Origin of the sequence: Cytobacillus gottheilii (genome assembly GCF_018582665.1) — a bacterium.
Classification (GTDB): Bacteria; Bacillota; Bacilli; order Bacillales; family Cytobacillaceae; genus Cytobacillus; species Cytobacillus gottheilii.
This window is the reverse complement of the sequence record NZ_CP071709.1, coordinates 4,296,045-4,311,573: the sequence shown is the minus strand read 5'-3', so window position 1 is coordinate 4,311,573 and position 15,529 is coordinate 4,296,045. Positions and strand designations below refer to the sequence as shown.

18 protein-coding genes and 1 riboswitch are annotated in these 15,529 nt (G+C 41.3%); of the genes, 13 read left to right on the top strand and 5 right to left on the bottom strand.

All coding sequences use genetic code 11. The annotated features are described in order from the left end of the window. The first annotated feature begins 31 nt into the window (after nt 1–31). The 6 genes from J1899_RS21255 to J1899_RS21230 all read left to right on the top strand — a co-directional run bounded on the left by J1899_RS21255 (nt 32) and on the right by J1899_RS21230 (nt 5,197). A complete protein-coding gene (locus J1899_RS21255; RefSeq protein ID WP_066442213.1) occupies nt 32–496 on the top strand; it encodes a molybdenum cofactor biosynthesis protein MoaE in 465 nt (154 codons plus the stop codon). Further along, nucleotides 489–722, top strand: coding sequence for a molybdopterin converting factor subunit 1 (gene moaD / locus J1899_RS21250; RefSeq protein ID WP_066442215.1), 234 nt, complete (start codon nt 489–491; stop codon nt 720–722). The genes J1899_RS21255 and moaD overlap by 8 nt, the downstream gene beginning before the upstream one ends. 6 nt (nt 723–728) lie before the next feature. Continuing rightward, nucleotides 729–1,748: a MoeB/ThiF family adenylyltransferase gene (locus tag J1899_RS21245; protein WP_214476552.1), complete on the top strand. Its 1,020-nt coding sequence runs from the start codon at nt 729–731 to the stop codon at nt 1,746–1,748. Nucleotides 1,749–2,436: 688 nt separating this feature from the next. Continuing rightward, a complete protein-coding gene (locus J1899_RS21240; protein WP_214476550.1) occupies nt 2,437–4,044 on the top strand; it encodes a gamma-glutamyltransferase family protein in 1,608 nt (535 codons plus the stop codon). Nucleotides 4,045–4,118: 74 nt separating this feature from the next. Continuing rightward, on the top strand, nt 4,119–4,652 hold the full coding sequence (locus J1899_RS21235) for a chromate transporter (protein WP_066451281.1): 534 nt from the start codon (nt 4,119–4,121) through the stop codon (nt 4,650–4,652). Then, nucleotides 4,649–5,197, top strand: coding sequence for a chromate transporter (locus tag J1899_RS21230; protein WP_214476549.1), 549 nt, complete (start codon nt 4,649–4,651; stop codon nt 5,195–5,197). The genes J1899_RS21235 and J1899_RS21230 overlap by 4 nt, the downstream gene beginning before the upstream one ends. Before the next feature lie 50 nt (nt 5,198–5,247). Here J1899_RS21230 and J1899_RS21225 read toward each other — a convergent pair whose 3' ends face one another. Continuing rightward, nucleotides 5,248–5,580 (bottom strand): YflT domain-containing protein, encoded by a 333-nt coding sequence (locus J1899_RS21225; RefSeq protein WP_066442223.1) that lies wholly within the window; start codon nt 5,578–5,580, stop codon nt 5,248–5,250. 161 nt (nt 5,581–5,741) lie between these two features. Between J1899_RS21225 and J1899_RS21220 the strand changes: the two genes are divergently transcribed. The 5 genes from J1899_RS21220 (at nt 5,742) to J1899_RS21200 (ending at nt 9,471) form a co-directional block, all read left to right on the top strand. Continuing rightward, entirely contained in the window at nt 5,742–6,419 is a 678-nt protein-coding gene (locus J1899_RS21220; protein WP_214476547.1) for a uracil-DNA glycosylase, read from the top strand. A 264-nt stretch (nt 6,420–6,683) separates the two neighbouring features. Beyond that, nucleotides 6,684–6,992, top strand: a complete 309-nt coding sequence (locus J1899_RS21215) for a YwdI family protein (RefSeq protein ID WP_066442226.1) — start codon at nt 6,684–6,686, stop codon at nt 6,990–6,992. A 145-nt stretch (nt 6,993–7,137) separates the two neighbouring features. Further along, on the top strand, nt 7,138–7,509 hold the full coding sequence (locus tag J1899_RS21210; RefSeq protein ID WP_066442228.1) for a DUF423 domain-containing protein: 372 nt from the start codon (nt 7,138–7,140) through the stop codon (nt 7,507–7,509). Between the two features lie 64 nt (nt 7,510–7,573). Continuing rightward, nucleotides 7,574–7,762: riboswitch (cobalamin riboswitch) on the top strand. A gap of 217 nt (nt 7,763–7,979) precedes the next feature. Further along, nucleotides 7,980–8,507: a hypothetical protein gene (locus J1899_RS21205; protein ID WP_066442233.1), complete on the top strand. Its 528-nt coding sequence runs from the start codon at nt 7,980–7,982 to the stop codon at nt 8,505–8,507. Between the two features lie 10 nt (nt 8,508–8,517). Beyond that, on the top strand, nt 8,518–9,471 hold the full coding sequence (locus tag J1899_RS21200; protein ID WP_066442238.1) for an ABC transporter substrate-binding protein: 954 nt from the start codon (nt 8,518–8,520) through the stop codon (nt 9,469–9,471). Between the two features lie 58 nt (nt 9,472–9,529). Here the strand turns inward: J1899_RS21200 and gerQ are convergent, their stop codons facing one another. From gerQ to hemQ, 3 genes are all read right to left on the bottom strand, one after another. After that, the gene (gene gerQ, locus J1899_RS21195) at nt 9,530–10,015 is read right to left on the bottom strand and encodes a spore coat protein GerQ (RefSeq protein WP_066442240.1); all 486 of its coding nucleotides are present in this window, start codon (nt 10,013–10,015) and stop codon (nt 9,530–9,532) included. Nucleotides 10,016–10,054: 39 nt separating this feature from the next. Further along, nucleotides 10,055–10,477, bottom strand: a complete 423-nt coding sequence (locus J1899_RS21190; protein ID WP_066442242.1) for a cell wall hydrolase — start codon at nt 10,475–10,477, stop codon at nt 10,055–10,057. A gap of 187 nt (nt 10,478–10,664) precedes the next feature. Next, nucleotides 10,665–11,411, bottom strand: a complete 747-nt coding sequence (gene hemQ, locus J1899_RS21185) for a hydrogen peroxide-dependent heme synthase (RefSeq protein WP_066442245.1) — start codon at nt 11,409–11,411, stop codon at nt 10,665–10,667. A gap of 351 nt (nt 11,412–11,762) precedes the next feature. On the opposite strand from hemQ, the gene pta reads away from it, so the two are divergent. Both pta and lipL read left to right on the top strand, forming a co-directional pair. Beyond that, nucleotides 11,763–12,740: a phosphate acetyltransferase gene (pta, locus tag J1899_RS21180; RefSeq protein ID WP_066442247.1), complete on the top strand. Its 978-nt coding sequence runs from the start codon at nt 11,763–11,765 to the stop codon at nt 12,738–12,740. Between the two features lie 418 nt (nt 12,741–13,158). Next, nucleotides 13,159–14,004, top strand: coding sequence for an octanoyl-[GcvH]:protein N-octanoyltransferase (lipL, locus tag J1899_RS21175; RefSeq protein WP_066442249.1), 846 nt, complete (start codon nt 13,159–13,161; stop codon nt 14,002–14,004). A gap of 551 nt (nt 14,005–14,555) precedes the next feature. Here the strand turns inward: lipL and J1899_RS21170 are convergent. After that, entirely contained in the window at nt 14,556–15,329 is a 774-nt protein-coding gene (locus J1899_RS21170) for an RsfA family transcriptional regulator (protein ID WP_214476544.1), read from the bottom strand. Between the last annotated feature and the right edge of the window lie 200 nt (nt 15,330–15,529).

Below are 15,529 nucleotides of genomic sequence, written 5' to 3'. Positions count from 1 at the left end.
AGGTCTAAAGACTAATAAGAGGTGACCAGCAATGAACTTTGAAATTTCAAAAGAACCAATTAACACACAAGCTGTGATCGATAAAGTTGTTCAGCGTGAGGCTGGTGCCATCACAACCTTTATTGGCACCGTCAGAGAGCTGACACATGGGAAGAAAACATTATTCTTAGTTTATGAAGCGTATGAACCAATGGCTGTGAAAAAACTCGAGCAGATTGGGAATGAAATAAAAGACAAATGGGCTGGAGCTGAAGTTGCCATTACTCATCGTGTCGGAAAACTTGATATTACGGATATCGCTGTTGTCATTGCTGTTTCCACTCCTCACCGCAACGATGCTTATGAAGCGAATCGCTATGCCATTGAGCGCATAAAGGAGATCGTTCCTATTTGGAAGAAAGAACATTGGGAGGATGGAGAAGAGTGGATTGGCAATCAGCTTGAGACGGTAGCCTATCCTTCAGGTAAACCAGAGGAGAGTGATCTAAATGAATAAAATTATGCTTTTTGCTCACTTGCGTGATGAAGCAGGTGCTGAATATATTGAATTACAGGCAGAGGGAAAAACCGTTGCAGATGTTAAAGAGCTAATAGCAGAAAAATATAACCTGACAAAGCTGGATAGTACAATGTCAGCCATTAATGAAGAATTTGCAGAAGACGATGAAGTGATCCAAAAGGGAGATATCATTGCCTTTATTCCGCCTGTCAGTGGAGGGTAAGCTGCTATGAGTGATCGCTATTCACGACAAACACTATTTGCACCAATTGGGTTTGAAGGCCAGAGGATGATCAGCCAAAAGCACGTTTTGCTAATTGGTGCTGGAGCGCTTGGATCTGGGAATGCCGAAGTGCTTGCAAGAGCAGGTGTTGGCAAACTCACCATCATTGACCGTGATTATGTCGAAGAAAGCAATCTCCAGCGGCAGCAGCTTTATACGGAACAGGATGTCATTGAAAAGCTTCCAAAAGCAGCAGCAGCCAAAAAGAGATTACTAGAAATCAACCATGAACTAAACATAAAGGCTGTTATTGGCGATGCAACACCTGAAGTGATTGAGGATTTGTGCAGGGAAGTGGATTTAATCCTCGATTGCACCGATAACTTTGAAACACGGATGCTCATAAATGATGCTTCTCAAAAGCATGGGGTTCCTTGGATTTATGGAGCATGTGTCAGCAGTTATGGCATGAGCCTTACGATCATTCCTGGAAAAACACCTTGCTTAAATTGCCTACTAAAGAAGATTCCGCTTCAGGGAATGACTTGTGATACCGGTGGAATCATTGGTCCGGCTGTACAAATGGTCATTGCCCATCAATCTGCTGAAGCTCTGAAAATTTTAGTGGAAGATTGGGAGCATATAAGGCAAACTTTTGTCAGCTTCGACCTTTGGAACAATCAGTACACAAATATTAAAATTTCAAAAGCAAAGGATGAGGGCTGCCTCTCTTGTGGCACCACCCGAACATACCCGTATCTTCAAAGTGAAAATCGAACCAAAACCGCTGTTCTATGCGGCAGAGATACAGTCCAAATTAGACCGCCGCACGACACGGTCATTAGCCTTGAAACTCTTTCGAAGCAACTAAAATCATTAGGTTATGAGATTAAAGGAAATCCCTATCTGCTCTCTATTGAAATGGCGGAGCAGCGTATGGTTCTTTTTCAGGATGGCAGAGCACTGATTCATGGCACAAAGGATATTACTCATGCGAAATCGGTATATCAGCGTATCCTTGGATAAGCGATTAGTATAGCTAGAAATAAATAGTTCTAAGCAGTCCCTTAGCTTAGAGCTATTTTTATGCCGCTTTTTTTGCTTCCTCTTAGCAACTGTTATGATCTGATCTTCTTCCCCTCTTCACGCTGTCGTTCTTAGCTATAATGTATGTCCATTCTCCAAATCAATCCCTATTATTCTGCATTCTTTTCTCTTTTCCCCCTTTTTTCGCATCTTCTGTTTCCTTTTTATAACAAATATTTATGGTTGATTAAATTAACAAATGATCGAAAAATTACTATTTAACTTTCTTTTTGTCTGTTCGTTGTCTGCTGTGAATTTATGAAAAATTTTTACTTAGGGTTAAACTAGTGATCTTATAGGGAGGAAAGTAGAGAGGGGCGAGGGGTTATATTATTAAAGCGGGTCAAGAAATTTGAAGCTTTTAATGGAAAAAGGAGTTGACTTTATGTAGCGATTGGAAAAAAGCTTTGTTTTTTCAGAATTGCTCTGCAAGAAAGAGTCATTCCATTTAAAATAAGTCTTTCGGTTTCTTATTTTAAAATCAGAAAAAAATATAGATTTCTGAATATTTATGTTTTATAATCATTTTATATCTCATAATCATTTGGTAATGAAAAATAAAAAAATGATTAACAATTGTTATAATGTTTTGGTTTGGATTAATAGATAGTGCCGAGGAGGAATTAATATGGATTATTTAAATCACCCATTTCCATCAAAAAGAAATACAGTTTTTTCTAAAAAAGGAATGGTAGCTACATCCCAGCCCCTTGCTGCTCAAGCAGGACTTGAAATTCTGCAGAAAGGAGGCAATGCCATTGATGCAGCGATTGCCACAGCTGCCGCTTTAACAGTTGTTGAGCCAACATCGAACGGAATTGGCGGTGACGCATTTGCTCTTGTTTGGGTAAAAGATGAGCTTCATGGATTAAATGCTTCAGGTCCCGCTCCACAATCCATATCAGCAGAAAAAGTGAAAGAGCTTGGCCATGAAAAAATGCCTGTATTCGGGACTGTTCCTGTGACAGTACCTGGTGTACCTGCTGCTTGGGCAGCTTTATCAGAGCGATTCGGAAAGCTTTCTCTTGCAGAAGCATTAAAGCCTGCCATTCGATATGCGGAAGAAGGATATCCGCTCACACCAATCTTAGGGAAGTATTGGAAAATGGCTTATAACCGTTTTAAAAAGGATTTTACCGCTGAAGAATATGCCTCATGGTTTGAAACGTTTGCGCCGAATGGCAGAGCACCGGAAATTGGCGAAATGTGGAGCTCTAAGGGGCATGCATCAACTTTAAAATCGATCGGAGAAACAAAGGCAAGGTCCTTTTATGAAGGGGACTTAGCGGATCAGATCGATGATTTTATGAAAAAACATAATGGATTTTTAACAAAAGAAGACCTTGCTGCATATAAACCGGAATGGGTTAAGCCTATATCTGCAAATTATAGAGGATATGATGTCTGGGAAATTCCGCCGAATGGCCAGGGAATGGTGGCTTTAATGGCGTTGAATGTATATGCGCAGAAATCTCCAGGTCCTTTATGGCAAAATGCCGAAACTCTGCACGAGCAAATTGAGGCAATGAAGCTGGCTTTTACAGATGGTCAGGCATTTATAACGGAACCGGAACATATGCCGATTTCAGCGGAAGAGCTATTATCAGAGGCGTACGCAAAAGATAGAAGCAGGGTAATTGGCGAAGAAGCATCCGATCCAAAGCCTTATGAGCTTCCAAAGGGAGGAACCGTTTATCTGGCTGCAGCGGATGAAGAAGGCAATATGATCTCTTATATTCAAAGTAATTATATGGGCTTTGGATCAGGGATTGTCATTCCTGGAACAGGGATAAGCCTGCAGAATCGCGGTCATGACTTTTCGCTCGAAAGCGATCATCCGAATGTTCTTCAGCCCGGCAAAAGAACCTATCATACAATTATCCCGGGCTTCTTAACAAAAGACGGAAAAGCAGTGGGGCCATTTGGTGTTATGGGCGGCTATATGCAGCCGCAGGGTCATTTTCAAGTCGTAACAAATACGGTTGATTATTTGCTGAATCCACAAGCAGCATTAGACATGCCAAGGTGGCAATGGATGAAAGGCAAATCAGTGCATGTAGAACCCGAGTTTCCAAATTATCTGGTGCAGGCACTGGCTCGAAAAGGTCATCAGATCCATGTAACAGCAGATGGAGGAAGTTTTGGGCGCGGACAAATCATTTGGCGGAATGAGCAAACGGGTGTACTAATGGGCGGAACAGAATCACGAACAGATGGATCGATCGCAGCTTGGTAAATCCAGTTGTAAACACACAGCCTGAAGCTCCACTGCCGAGTCCAGGCAAAAACAGCAAAACACATCTGCATTTAATGATTGCATTCTTTCGGTCCGGCATACTCGGCTTTGGCGGAGGCCCGTCCGCTATTCCGCTAGTACACCAAGAAGTGGTCAAAAAATATAAGTGGATGGATGAAGAAGAGTTCAGTGATACACTTGCTCTTGCCAACACAATGCCAGGACCAATCGCTACGAAGATGGCAGGTTATATTGGCTATCGCGTAGGCGGTATCCTAGGCGGTATTATTGCCCTGCTGGCAACCGTTGCACCGACTGCTCTAATGATGATTTTTCTGCTTCAGCTCCTGCAGGCTTTTAAAGATATACCTTGGGTACAGCATATGTCCGCATCCGTTGTACCGGTTGTTGCAGTGATGCTAGCCGTCATGACTTGGGACTTTATCAAAAAATCCGGCAGTTCCCTCGGATGGAAGAAGGCCATTGCGTTTTTGGCAGGATCTCTTGTCATTATGGAATTTTTAAATATTCATCCGGGCATTTTAATTGTCCTGATGATTCTGATTGCTTTTATCCCGGAACGTAAAAGGGAGGAGGGCACCTCATGATTTATTGGCAGCTTTTTTTGGCCTTTTTTATTCCTGGTATCCTTGGCTATGGCGGGGGACCATCTAGCATTCCGCTTGTAGAAAATGAGGTGGTTGGCCAATATGGCTGGATGACCTCAAGAGAGTTCAGTGAAGTGCTTGCAGCTGGGAACGCTCTGCCTGGACCAATTGCAACAAAAATGGCAGCCTATATTGGGTACACTGAAGGCGGGATCATCGGCAGTTTAGTTGCGCTATTTGCCACAGTAGCACCATCTATTCTGCTAATGCTCTTATTAATGGCAATTCTATTAAAATATAAAGATACCCCGCAGGTGAAAAACATTTCGAACAATGTCAGACCTGTTATCGCCATTTTGCTTGGTGTGCTGACGTATCAGTTTGTTAAGGATTCTATTGTTAGTACGGGAACGCTTTATACATTGATCCTTGTGGTGGGCAGTTATATCTTAATGGAGAAAGTGAAATTGCATCCGGCTCTAGTCATCTTGATTGCTCTTGCAGTAGGAGCGGTCACTGGGATTATTCAATACGGTATTCACTAACGAACAGACAAAAGCCCGAATCAGCAGATTCGGGCTTTAATATGTGAATTTTATTTCTCCGCAGAGTCAGATCCTACAATGACTAATTTGCCTTGGTCTAGAACTTCTTCATATTGCTCAGCTTCAGTAGTTGTTAGACCAAGTGATTCAAATTTTGTGCGAAGCTCATCTCCGCGCTTTTTAAAGACATTACCAACAGAATCAAATAATCCTTGCTCCTTCATGCCGACAGAGCCAGTATCTGTTGCATCTGTTAGATTCTCAGAACGATCTTTGTCGTGAGCGAAAATATAAATATGCTCTTTTGAATAACCTTGGTTATTTAACATATCGATTGTGTTTGTAGCTTGCACACCATTTTCTACAACTTCAACTTTATACATATTTAGCACCTTCCATTCAATTATTTTTATGATAGTCGGGAGCTTGTCCCTGCTAGTATATATTTATCCGCTATGAAAATTTTAAAACCTATTATTTTTATTTCTGCTTTATACTAGATGAATGAAGGGAACGTAATAACTAGAATGAGAGAGGAGGAGAGATGTGCATGTTATTGCATAATGACTGGCAGGAGATCTTGAAAAAAGAGATGGAAAAGCCATATTTTCAGCAGCTGATTGAGTTTATTGAGAAAGAATATGAAAAGGAAACTGTATATCCTCCTAAACAGGATATTTTTAATAGTTTACATGATACAGATTATGCCGAAACGAAAGTAGTTTTATTAGGTCAGGACCCATACCATGGAGCAGGGCAGGCTCATGGATTGAGCTTTTCGGTAAAGCCTAGGGTGAAAATTCCCCCATCTCTACGGAATATGTACAAAGAGCTCGAGAATGACTTAGGCATCCCGCCCGCAAATAATGGGTACCTAGTCAAATGGGCAAAGCAAGGTGTATTAATGTTAAATACCGTGTTAACTGTTAGGGAAGGAGAAGCTTATTCTCATCGCGGAAAAGGATGGGAGCAATTTACCGATGAGATCATTAAAAAGTTGAATGAGCGGGAAGAACCCGTTATCTTTATTCTTTGGGGCAAGCCAGCTCAAGAGAAGATGAAACTGTTAAATCTGGAAAAACATCAAGTAATTACGTCTCCACATCCAAGTCCGCTCTCGGCAAGAAGAGGCTTTTTTGGAAGCAGGCCTTTCTCGAAGGTGAATGCCTTTTTAAGAGCACAAGGACAACAGGAAATCGACTGGAAAATAAACGACATTTGACAAAATCTCGTATGTTTCATGTGAAACAGACAAAATTTGCGAAAGGCTGAAAGCAGGATGGACAACAAGAGAGTAGATTGTTTTAAGTGTAAATTCTTCTATATTACTTGGGATCAGCGCTATCCAAAAGGCTGCAGGGCTTTTGAATTTAAGACGAGCCGCCTGCCTTCGCTTGACGTATATAGAGCTTCAGGACAGCGATGTTTGCGTTTTGAAAAGAAAAATTGATAAAATTTATATTAATGATGATCAGAGGTGAAAAACTTGAGTATATCTATTCAGCAGCTTTTAGGGAAAATGGAAAAAGAACTAAAGGAAGCAAAGGGTCTTTCTCAAAGCTCTTTAGTAAGAGAAAGAGTACATGCTATAAAATCAATTTGTGAGCTGATTCTAGAAAATGGCGGAGAAAAAACACAGCAGCTAAGTTCTATGCCTGTTTCTTATTCAGTGCCAGTATCACAGCCACAGCCAATGCCCCAGATCCTGCCGCAGAATCCTGCGCCAGCCATTCAGCCGGCAAAACGCTTAGAGATGGAAGATGAAGCAAACGGAGATTCACTGTTTGATTTTTAATAACTCAAAAAAGGCGCAGCAGCTAATTAAGAATAAAGTATAAGTGCTGAGAAGCCTTTGGCTACGCCTGACAGGCTGCCAATCAGTAAATCTCTTTAATATGTATAGGAGCTTTAATCATATAGAAACGAAATGGGGAATTGGGATGAAATTGTTTATTATTCTTGGAGCAGTGAATGCCTTTTTATCTGTTGCTCTAGGTGCATTTGGTGCGCATGGTTTAGAAGGCAGAGTAGAGCCTAAATATTTGGAAACATGGAAGACAGGTGTTACCTATCAAATGTTCCATGCTACTGGACTGCTTATTATTGGAGTATTGCTTGGGAAATTGCCGGCAAGTTCTCTTTTATCAACTGCGGGATGGCTGATGGTTGGCGGAATAATATTATTCTCGGGAAGCTTATACGTGTTAACACTCACGAAAATTAGTGTGCTTGGAGCGATTACCCCGCTTGGCGGTTTGTCCTTTTTAGCTGCATGGGTATTGCTGATTATTGCAGCAGTGAAATATTTATAATGGTAGAGTCTTTCTGAAAGAAACCATATGTGCTGTTTGAAATATGGTAAACTGATTGTAAGTGAATAGAAACGAAGGAATTGGTGCTGAGCAATCAGCTTAATAGGGAATTCGGTGCAAAACCGAAGCTGTCTCCGCAACTGTAAGTGCTGACGAAATAAGAAGAAAACCACTGTTTGTTTTTCACAAATGGGAAGGTCTTAAACTAGGATGAAGCACAAGCCAGGATATCTGCCAGTTCTGCAAGTATTTTACTCTTCGGAAGTTAAGAGAATTGTACGGTGTTTTAGTTTGATTGTATTTGGTGTGTAATCAAATATGGATAAATAGCCGGCCAATTTTTTGGGCGGCTTCTTTATATGGAGTAAAAGATCATTCACTTTTTTTAGGCTGGATGTCTTGGCTAAAATTAAAAGCCAGTCTGCCCAGTAGCATCGAAAGCATTTGCATGTTTAAAAAAAGGGAGGTGGATGAAAATGGAGAGAAAAGATAATCGCTTTTTATGCTATCCGTTTATGCGTGAAGCAGCTTCTACGGTTGATTATGAAATTCGCACAGATTCAATGACAACAAGAATTGGGGAAGCTGCTTCTTTAACTGCAGATATTCCAAAAGTCCATCAGGATTTGATGGGACTGCTGCCGATGGCGTATCATCTGAATGGTTCAGTTCGCGGAAAACTGGCGATTTCAGAGGAAGATGTACAGGCACTCAGCAGTCTTTATGATGAATACGTAGAGGAAGTGAAAGAAGAGATTAAAACTTTTCTCCTTCCTCAAGGAACGCAAGCAGCATGTGTTTTACATGTTTGCCGGAGTGAAGCAAAGAAATCAGTTCGAGCCTTACATAAAGTCAGCCTGGAAAGAAATGTGCCAGAAATCTTGTTTGATTATACGCATTTGCTGGCCAATGTGTTATTTGTGATGGCAGTGTATGTAAATAAGATGAGCGGCGTACAAGAAATAAAATTTACAAGCAAATCATATAAAGTCAGATAGGAGAATAAAAATGAAAAACAAAAAATTCGCAGGATGGTTCGCATCCTTCATGCTGGTTCTTTTCTTAGCTGCGTGTAACACAGCAGAAGAAAACACGGAAAATAATGATCAAACAGAACAGCCGCAGGAAGAAGAATCTGCTGCTTATACTGTAACAGATGATATGGGAACAGAAGTAACGTTTGAAGAAGTGCCAGAAACCGTTGTTTCACTGCAACCAAGTAATACAGAAATTCTTTTTGCTTTAGATGCCGGAGAAAAAGTCGTCGGTGTAACAGATGTAGATAATTATCCTGAAGAAGTTCAGGAAATCGAAAAGGTTTCCGATTCGATGACGGTTAATGCTGAAAAGGTCATTGAGCTGAACCCTGATGTTGTGATCGCTTATACAGTTGGTGCGGAAGAACAGCTGCAGCCGATTATTGATTCCGGTATCCCTGTTTTTGTCATTCAGTCTGCTTTAACATTTGAAGACGTATATGGTGATATTCAGCAAATCGCTGATGTAATGGGTGTAGGGGAGAAAGGCGAAGAGCTTGTTCAAAGCATTCAGGACCAAATCGCTTCAGTTGGTGAAAAGCTGGCAGGAGTGGAAGAGGAAAAACAGCTTTATTTAGAAATTAGTCCTGCCCCAGACATTTATACAACAGGAAGCAATACATTCCAGCAGGAAATTCTAAAGGCTGCACATGTTGGTAATGTGTTTGGAGATCAAGAAGGATGGATTAAAGTATCAGAAGAAGACATCATCAGCCGTAATCCAGAAGTGATTGCAACTACTGTTAACTATGTTGATAATCCAATTGAAGAAGTAAAGGGCCGTACAGGCTGGGATCAAATTGCTGCTATTTCTGGCGATGCTGTGTACCAGCTTGACAGTGATATTACATCAAGACCAGGACCGCGAATCGGAGAAGCTGTGCAATTGGTGGCAGAAACCGTATATCCTGAAGTTTTTCAATAATCGTCCATGAGAAAAGCGTGAAAGAAGATCCTTTCACGCTTTTTGTATGGATGTATTTTTATCTAGGTGTATATTGAGTTAACCCCTGCACGCCGCCGAATGCTGGATAATCATACTCAATTTCTTCATCAAATGTTACATAATCTAAGTAGATCATTGGGATTAAGTATCGTAAACCAGTTTCCGGATCACTCAAGATGAGATGATCTCTTCCAGCTGCTTCAATTAGACCTTTAAAAACGCGCGCATTCCATTCTGTATTGTTCTCAAATGTAGCGTAAACTGTTGCCAGCTTTCCTTTATTTAAGCGAAGAATGTTCTCAATATACGATTGCTCAATTGGCAGCATGCCAGGAACTTGCGGCGCTTGAGTTGGCGCTTGACCGCCAGTGGCCGGAAGCATAGCTCCAGTAGGGATTTGCGGCGGATAGGCAACAGGCTGCTGAACAGGATAAGCATTTGCTTTCGGTGCTGCTGTGTAAGGCTGTTGTTGCTGCTGCTGGTAACCATAATAAGGATATTGATTAAAATTCGATTGACTCACTTCTTTTCCCCTCCTAATGATTCCTATAATTTCAACATGCTAAAAAACAGTTGGACAATCCTGCTGCGTCGGCTGATAAAAGCAATGTGCCTTAAACCGGCCGGAATTCCATTGGTTATACCACTGAGCCGGGCAATTACCTGCAGGACGGAAAAACCATAAAGAATTACTGGCAGGATGGCTTCGCTCCCCTTTAATGGTTCTTCGGGCTAGATCAATTTCGCCCTGTCTGGCTCTCTGATAAAAATAACCTTTTTGAGTTGCTTCAAAGCCGCCTGGATTTTGAAAAACCATTTGCCTAATAGATCGGATATCACGAAAATCAAGGCAGTCTGCCCGCACCCGGTTCACGCCAACATTGCCAACCATCAGCATGCCAAGATTTCCATCTCCCTCTGCTTCTGCTCTCATCAATCTTGCCAACAGTCTGACATCATCTTCGTTGTACGCGATAACACCCATCCATTCACCCCCTAAGATGGTTTTCTGGCTGATTGGTGAAATATAAAACTTGGGCTATCAAAATAAATCAACTCACTATTTCATTCCTATGATGGAGCTTGTTTTTTTATGCCTACAAAATCATAATGCGAAATGTAATGAAGATAAAAAACTCCCCAGGCTTTTTGCCTGGGGAGTTTAATTTAGCTTAATTTACATGTAAAAAGTGGCTGACCTTGTCTTCTTCAAGCAGATTGCCAACAAAGAAAGAACCAAATTCGCCATAGCGGGCACTTACTTCATCAAATCTCATTTCATAAACAAGTTTCTTAAATTGAAGGACATCATCTGAGAATAAGGTAACGCCCCATTCGTAATCATCAAAACCTACAGAACCGGAAATGATTTGTTTTACTTTTCCTGCATATTGACGGCCAATCATGCCGTGGCTTCTCATCATGCTGCGACGATCTTCCATCGGAAGCATGTACCAGTTATCTTCTCCTTGGCGGCGCTTGTCCATTGGGTAAAAGCAAACATATTTTGCCTTTGGAAGAATAGGATACAAGCGTGCCAGGATTTCAGGGCTTTGATAAGGATCCTGATCAGATGGCAGATAATTGCTCAGCTCTACTACTGAAACATAAGAGTGAGCAGGCATTGTAAATTCCGCAAACTTTGTTTTATTGAATTCAGTTTCAAGTTCATTCAGTTCTTCCATTGTAGGACGAAGAAGCATCATCATAAAGTCTGCTTTTTGACCAACAACCGTATATAACGCATGGCTTCCTTTTTTCTCTGCCTGCGTCTTATTCCATTTTTCCACTAACGACAAAAATTCATGGATGGCTTCCTGGCGCTCTTCGCTTGAAAGCATCTTCCAAGTAGTCCAGTCCACAGTACGAAAATCATGCAACACATACCAGCCGTCTAGTGTCTTGGCTGCTTCACTCATGAAAATCACTCCTATATATGTACTTATCACAAAATAACTATAACATAGTTTGGCCATATACCATGTGAATAAAACTTGAAGAAAGCACTTTGATAATGGATCTTAAAAAAGAGAAAAGAGACTGCGATAATTTAATGGATATTTTCAACAAAGAAATGAAATATTAACGTAAGAAACGGGTATTGTGAACAATAGATGACAGAAAAGAAAGACATTTCATGTGAAAGCGATAACAAAATTGTGAAATCCTTGAAATTTATTATGTGTGGGGTATGCTAGAAAATGTAGATCATTTCGATTTGTGTTTAGGGTATATACATAAATTTTAATTGCTTGGAGGAATTGAATAATATGAGTGACTTATTCTCAGGGTTAAAAGAAAAAGTAACAGGTAACAATTTAAAGATTGTCTTTCCTGAAGGACTTGACGAAAGAATTTTAACAGCAGCAGGCCGTCTTGCTGCAGAGAAGTCTATAACACCGATCTTAATCGGAAACATTTCAGAAATTGAAGCAAAAGCGAAAGATTTAAATGTTTCTTTAGAATCAGCTGAAATCTATGATCCAAACAACTTTGCGATGATGGATGAGCTTGTAGCTGCATTTGTTGAAAGACGTAAAGGAAAAGCAACAGAAGAGGATGCACGCAAAATCCTTCTGGATGAGAATTACTTCGGAACTATGCTTGTATACTTGAATAAAGCAGACGGTCTTGTCAGCGGAGCAGCTCATTCAACAGCTGATACGGTAAGACCGGCATTGCAAATCATTAAAACAAAAGAAGGCGTAGGCAAAACGTCTGGCGTATTCATCATGGTACGCGATGAAGAAAAATATGTATTCGCGGATTGTGCCATCAATATCGCACCAGACAGCAATGACCTTGCTGAGATCGCGATTGAAAGTGCAAAAACGGCAAAAATGTTTGATATTGAACCACGCGTTGCGATGTTAAGCTTCTCAACAAAAGGTTCTGCAAAATCTCCTGAAACAGAAAAGGTTGCAGCTGCTGTTCAAGAAGCACAAAAACGCGATCCTCTATTAATCTTAGACGGAGAATTTCAATTTGACGCAGCATTTGTTCCATCTGTTGCTGAAAAGAAAGCACCAAACTCTCCGCTGCAGGGTGATGCGAATGTATTTGTATTCCCAAGTCTTGAAGCAGGAAACATTGGCTACAAAATTGCTCAGCGTTTAGGCAACTTTGAAGCGGTTGGTCCAATTTTACAAGGATTGAACCGTCCAGTGAATGACCTTTCTCGCGGCTGTAATGCAGAAGACGTATATAAACTTGCCCTAATTACAGCAGCACAGGCTTTAAATCAATAAAATGGATTCTGGCCAGGCCCGATTGGGTCTGGCCATTTTTTTATGGGGGTGAAGCATGAGGTTGGGCGGGGAAGTTAGAGTTTGTTTGAGTTTGGCGGAAAAAATTTAATGGCGGATAAGTTGGCTTTTACGGCGGATAAATTTTCTGCACGGGTGATATCCTTAATTCTTGTGTATTTTAGAGTTGGTTTTTCTTATATTAGGACAATCCGAACCGTAAAATGGCTCGTTTTGATTAAAATGGACCCAAGGCTGTGACCCCATTCTACTTTTTGTGCCTGAAAATGTGCCTGAAAAAGGTATTCACCCTGCATTTCCCTCTTAGCATTCCCTTTGTACAGTCTTTCACTATTGGCTTCATTCTTGCTATAATACTCTTGTTTACTAGAAATGTTTTTCCGAAAAGGGGATTTATAATATGAGTGCTGTTCAAGATTTATTGCAGCAAAAGCAATGGAGAATTATCGATGAATCCGTAACAGGACTTCACTTGAGTGCCTTGCATTCTTTTGGAATGGATGATAGCTTATGCGCTTCCATTGGCGCTGGAATATCACCTCCGACAGCGAGGAGCTGGGTGCACGGGAATACAGTCGTTCTTGGCATTCAGGATACAAAGCTGCCTTACTTAAAAGAGGGAGTGGCATTTTTAAAGGATCAAGGCTATGACGTAATTGTCCGGAATTCGGGCGGTCTTGCTGTTGTTTTGGATGAAGGTGTATTGAATCTATCATTGCTATTTTCCGAGCATGAAAAAAGCATTGACATCAATCGCGGATATGAAGCCATGTGGCAGCTTATTAAGGAAATGTTTTCTGATTTTCATAAAGAGATAGAAGCGCGGGAAATTGTTGGCTCTTATTGCCCTGGCAGCTATGATTTGAGTATTGACGGCAAGAAATTTGCCGGGATATCTCAGCGCAGGCTGCGGGGAGGCATTGCCGTTCAAATCTATCTTTGCGTAAACAAAAGCGGAAGCGAACGTGCCGCACTAATTAAAGAGTTTTATGGAAGAGCAAAAAAGGATGCTGTCACAAAGCTCGTATATCCGGACATTGAACCGGGTGTTATGGCTTCCCTTTCAGAGCTGCTAAATAAAGAGCTGACAGTTAACGATCTAATGTTCCGCATTCTAAATGCTATTAAAAACAGAAGCGAGCATCTGTATTCAGCAGGAATGTCTCCTGAGGAAACGGCGTTATATGAAGGCTACTTAAAAAGAGTCGTTGAACGAAACGCCAAGATTATGGCAGACATTATTTAATATCTGACCATTCAAAAGCCGTGAGCAAACCTGCTCACGGCTCTTTAATTGGTGCTGCTGCCAACTTCTCCATTAAGGCTATCTATTTATATAAAATTTGATGCAGTCAACAAATATTTTGCCAGCTCGTCTTATGCTTGTCGGGGCTGAACGAGCCGCCTCCGCTTTTCTTGATGTCTAGTTCCGGGCGCTAGGGGCTCGAGGTCATAAGTCAATCCACCCAGAAGGTTAAAGAACAACCTTCCGGCCGGCTTGCCTTATGCTTGTCGCCCCTGAGCAAGCGCCCTCCACTTTTCGAGATGTCTAGCTCCGGCGGCTAGCTGCTCGAGGTCATAAGCCAATCTGTCCTAAAGGTTAAAGAACAACCTTTATGCCAGCTCGTCTTATGCTTGTCGGGGCTGAACGAGCCGCCTCCGCTTTTCTTGATGTCTAGCTCCGGCGGCTAGCTGCTCGAGGTCTTAAGCCAATCCAGCCAAAAGGTCAAAGAACGACCTTCTGTCTGGCTCGTCTTAAGCTTGTCGCAGCTGAACGAGCCGCCTCCGCTTTTCGGGTCACTCAGCGACTTTTTCCAGATTGCCATTCCGGTCCATTTTGAATTTGGTGGCTGGGCGTTCGTCTTCGTCGAGGAGGGCGAGTTTTCGGGCTCTGTTCATGATGTTCATTAATGTTTCATAGTCCTCTTGAATTGTGACGGTGTTTTGTTCAAGTTTGCTGATTTTGACTTCCAGCTCTTGGTTCTGTGATCTCAAATCGGCATTTTCGCGTTTAAGTCTTTGATTCTCCGATTTTAATATATCTGTTTGAATATCCGTATGATTTAATGTTTTCAAGTAAGCTATTACATCGTCTAATTCAATTCCTGATCGAATGCTTGGCTGTGGAATAGGAGAATAGCTAGGAACATTGTAAACTGCTTCTTCCTCCATCTCCATGCCTTCTGCTTCCTCTGTGAACTCTGCAGTGCCTTCTAGTGCCGGCATTTCAAATTCAAAGGTTTCTTCTTCTGCTGGTGGAATAATAGATTCAATTTCTTGCATACTTGGCACTGGCGGTGAATAGAGCAGTTTCTTTTTGCCGGCTTGTTCTTTGCCTAGCATTCTCTGGCGCTGCTTTCTTTGTTTTTTGGCAAGCTGTAAAGCTTTTTCATAGCGATGTCTAACCACTGCATTCCAGCGGAAACCGCAAGCTGCCGACGTCCGATTCAGTTTATCTCCAACCTCTTCAAACGCATTTAATTGTGTGCTGCCTTCACGAACATGTCTTAATACTGTTTCTGCGAGCAATAAGTCATTTTCATCAGTCCATGCATCTTGACGTACCTTCATATCCTCAACTCCCATATATCTTTTCACTTTTTCTGAAGCTCTATCTAAAGGATTGACAACATTGAAAGTATTTATACATCGATGTTTAACAGGATAGTAGAGTTTTTCAATAGATAGGTATGTTTTCTCACATCCGAATAGAAATTTCACAAAAAGGACAAAAAACAACCTTACGTTAGTAAAAGAAGAAAAATCCTGTC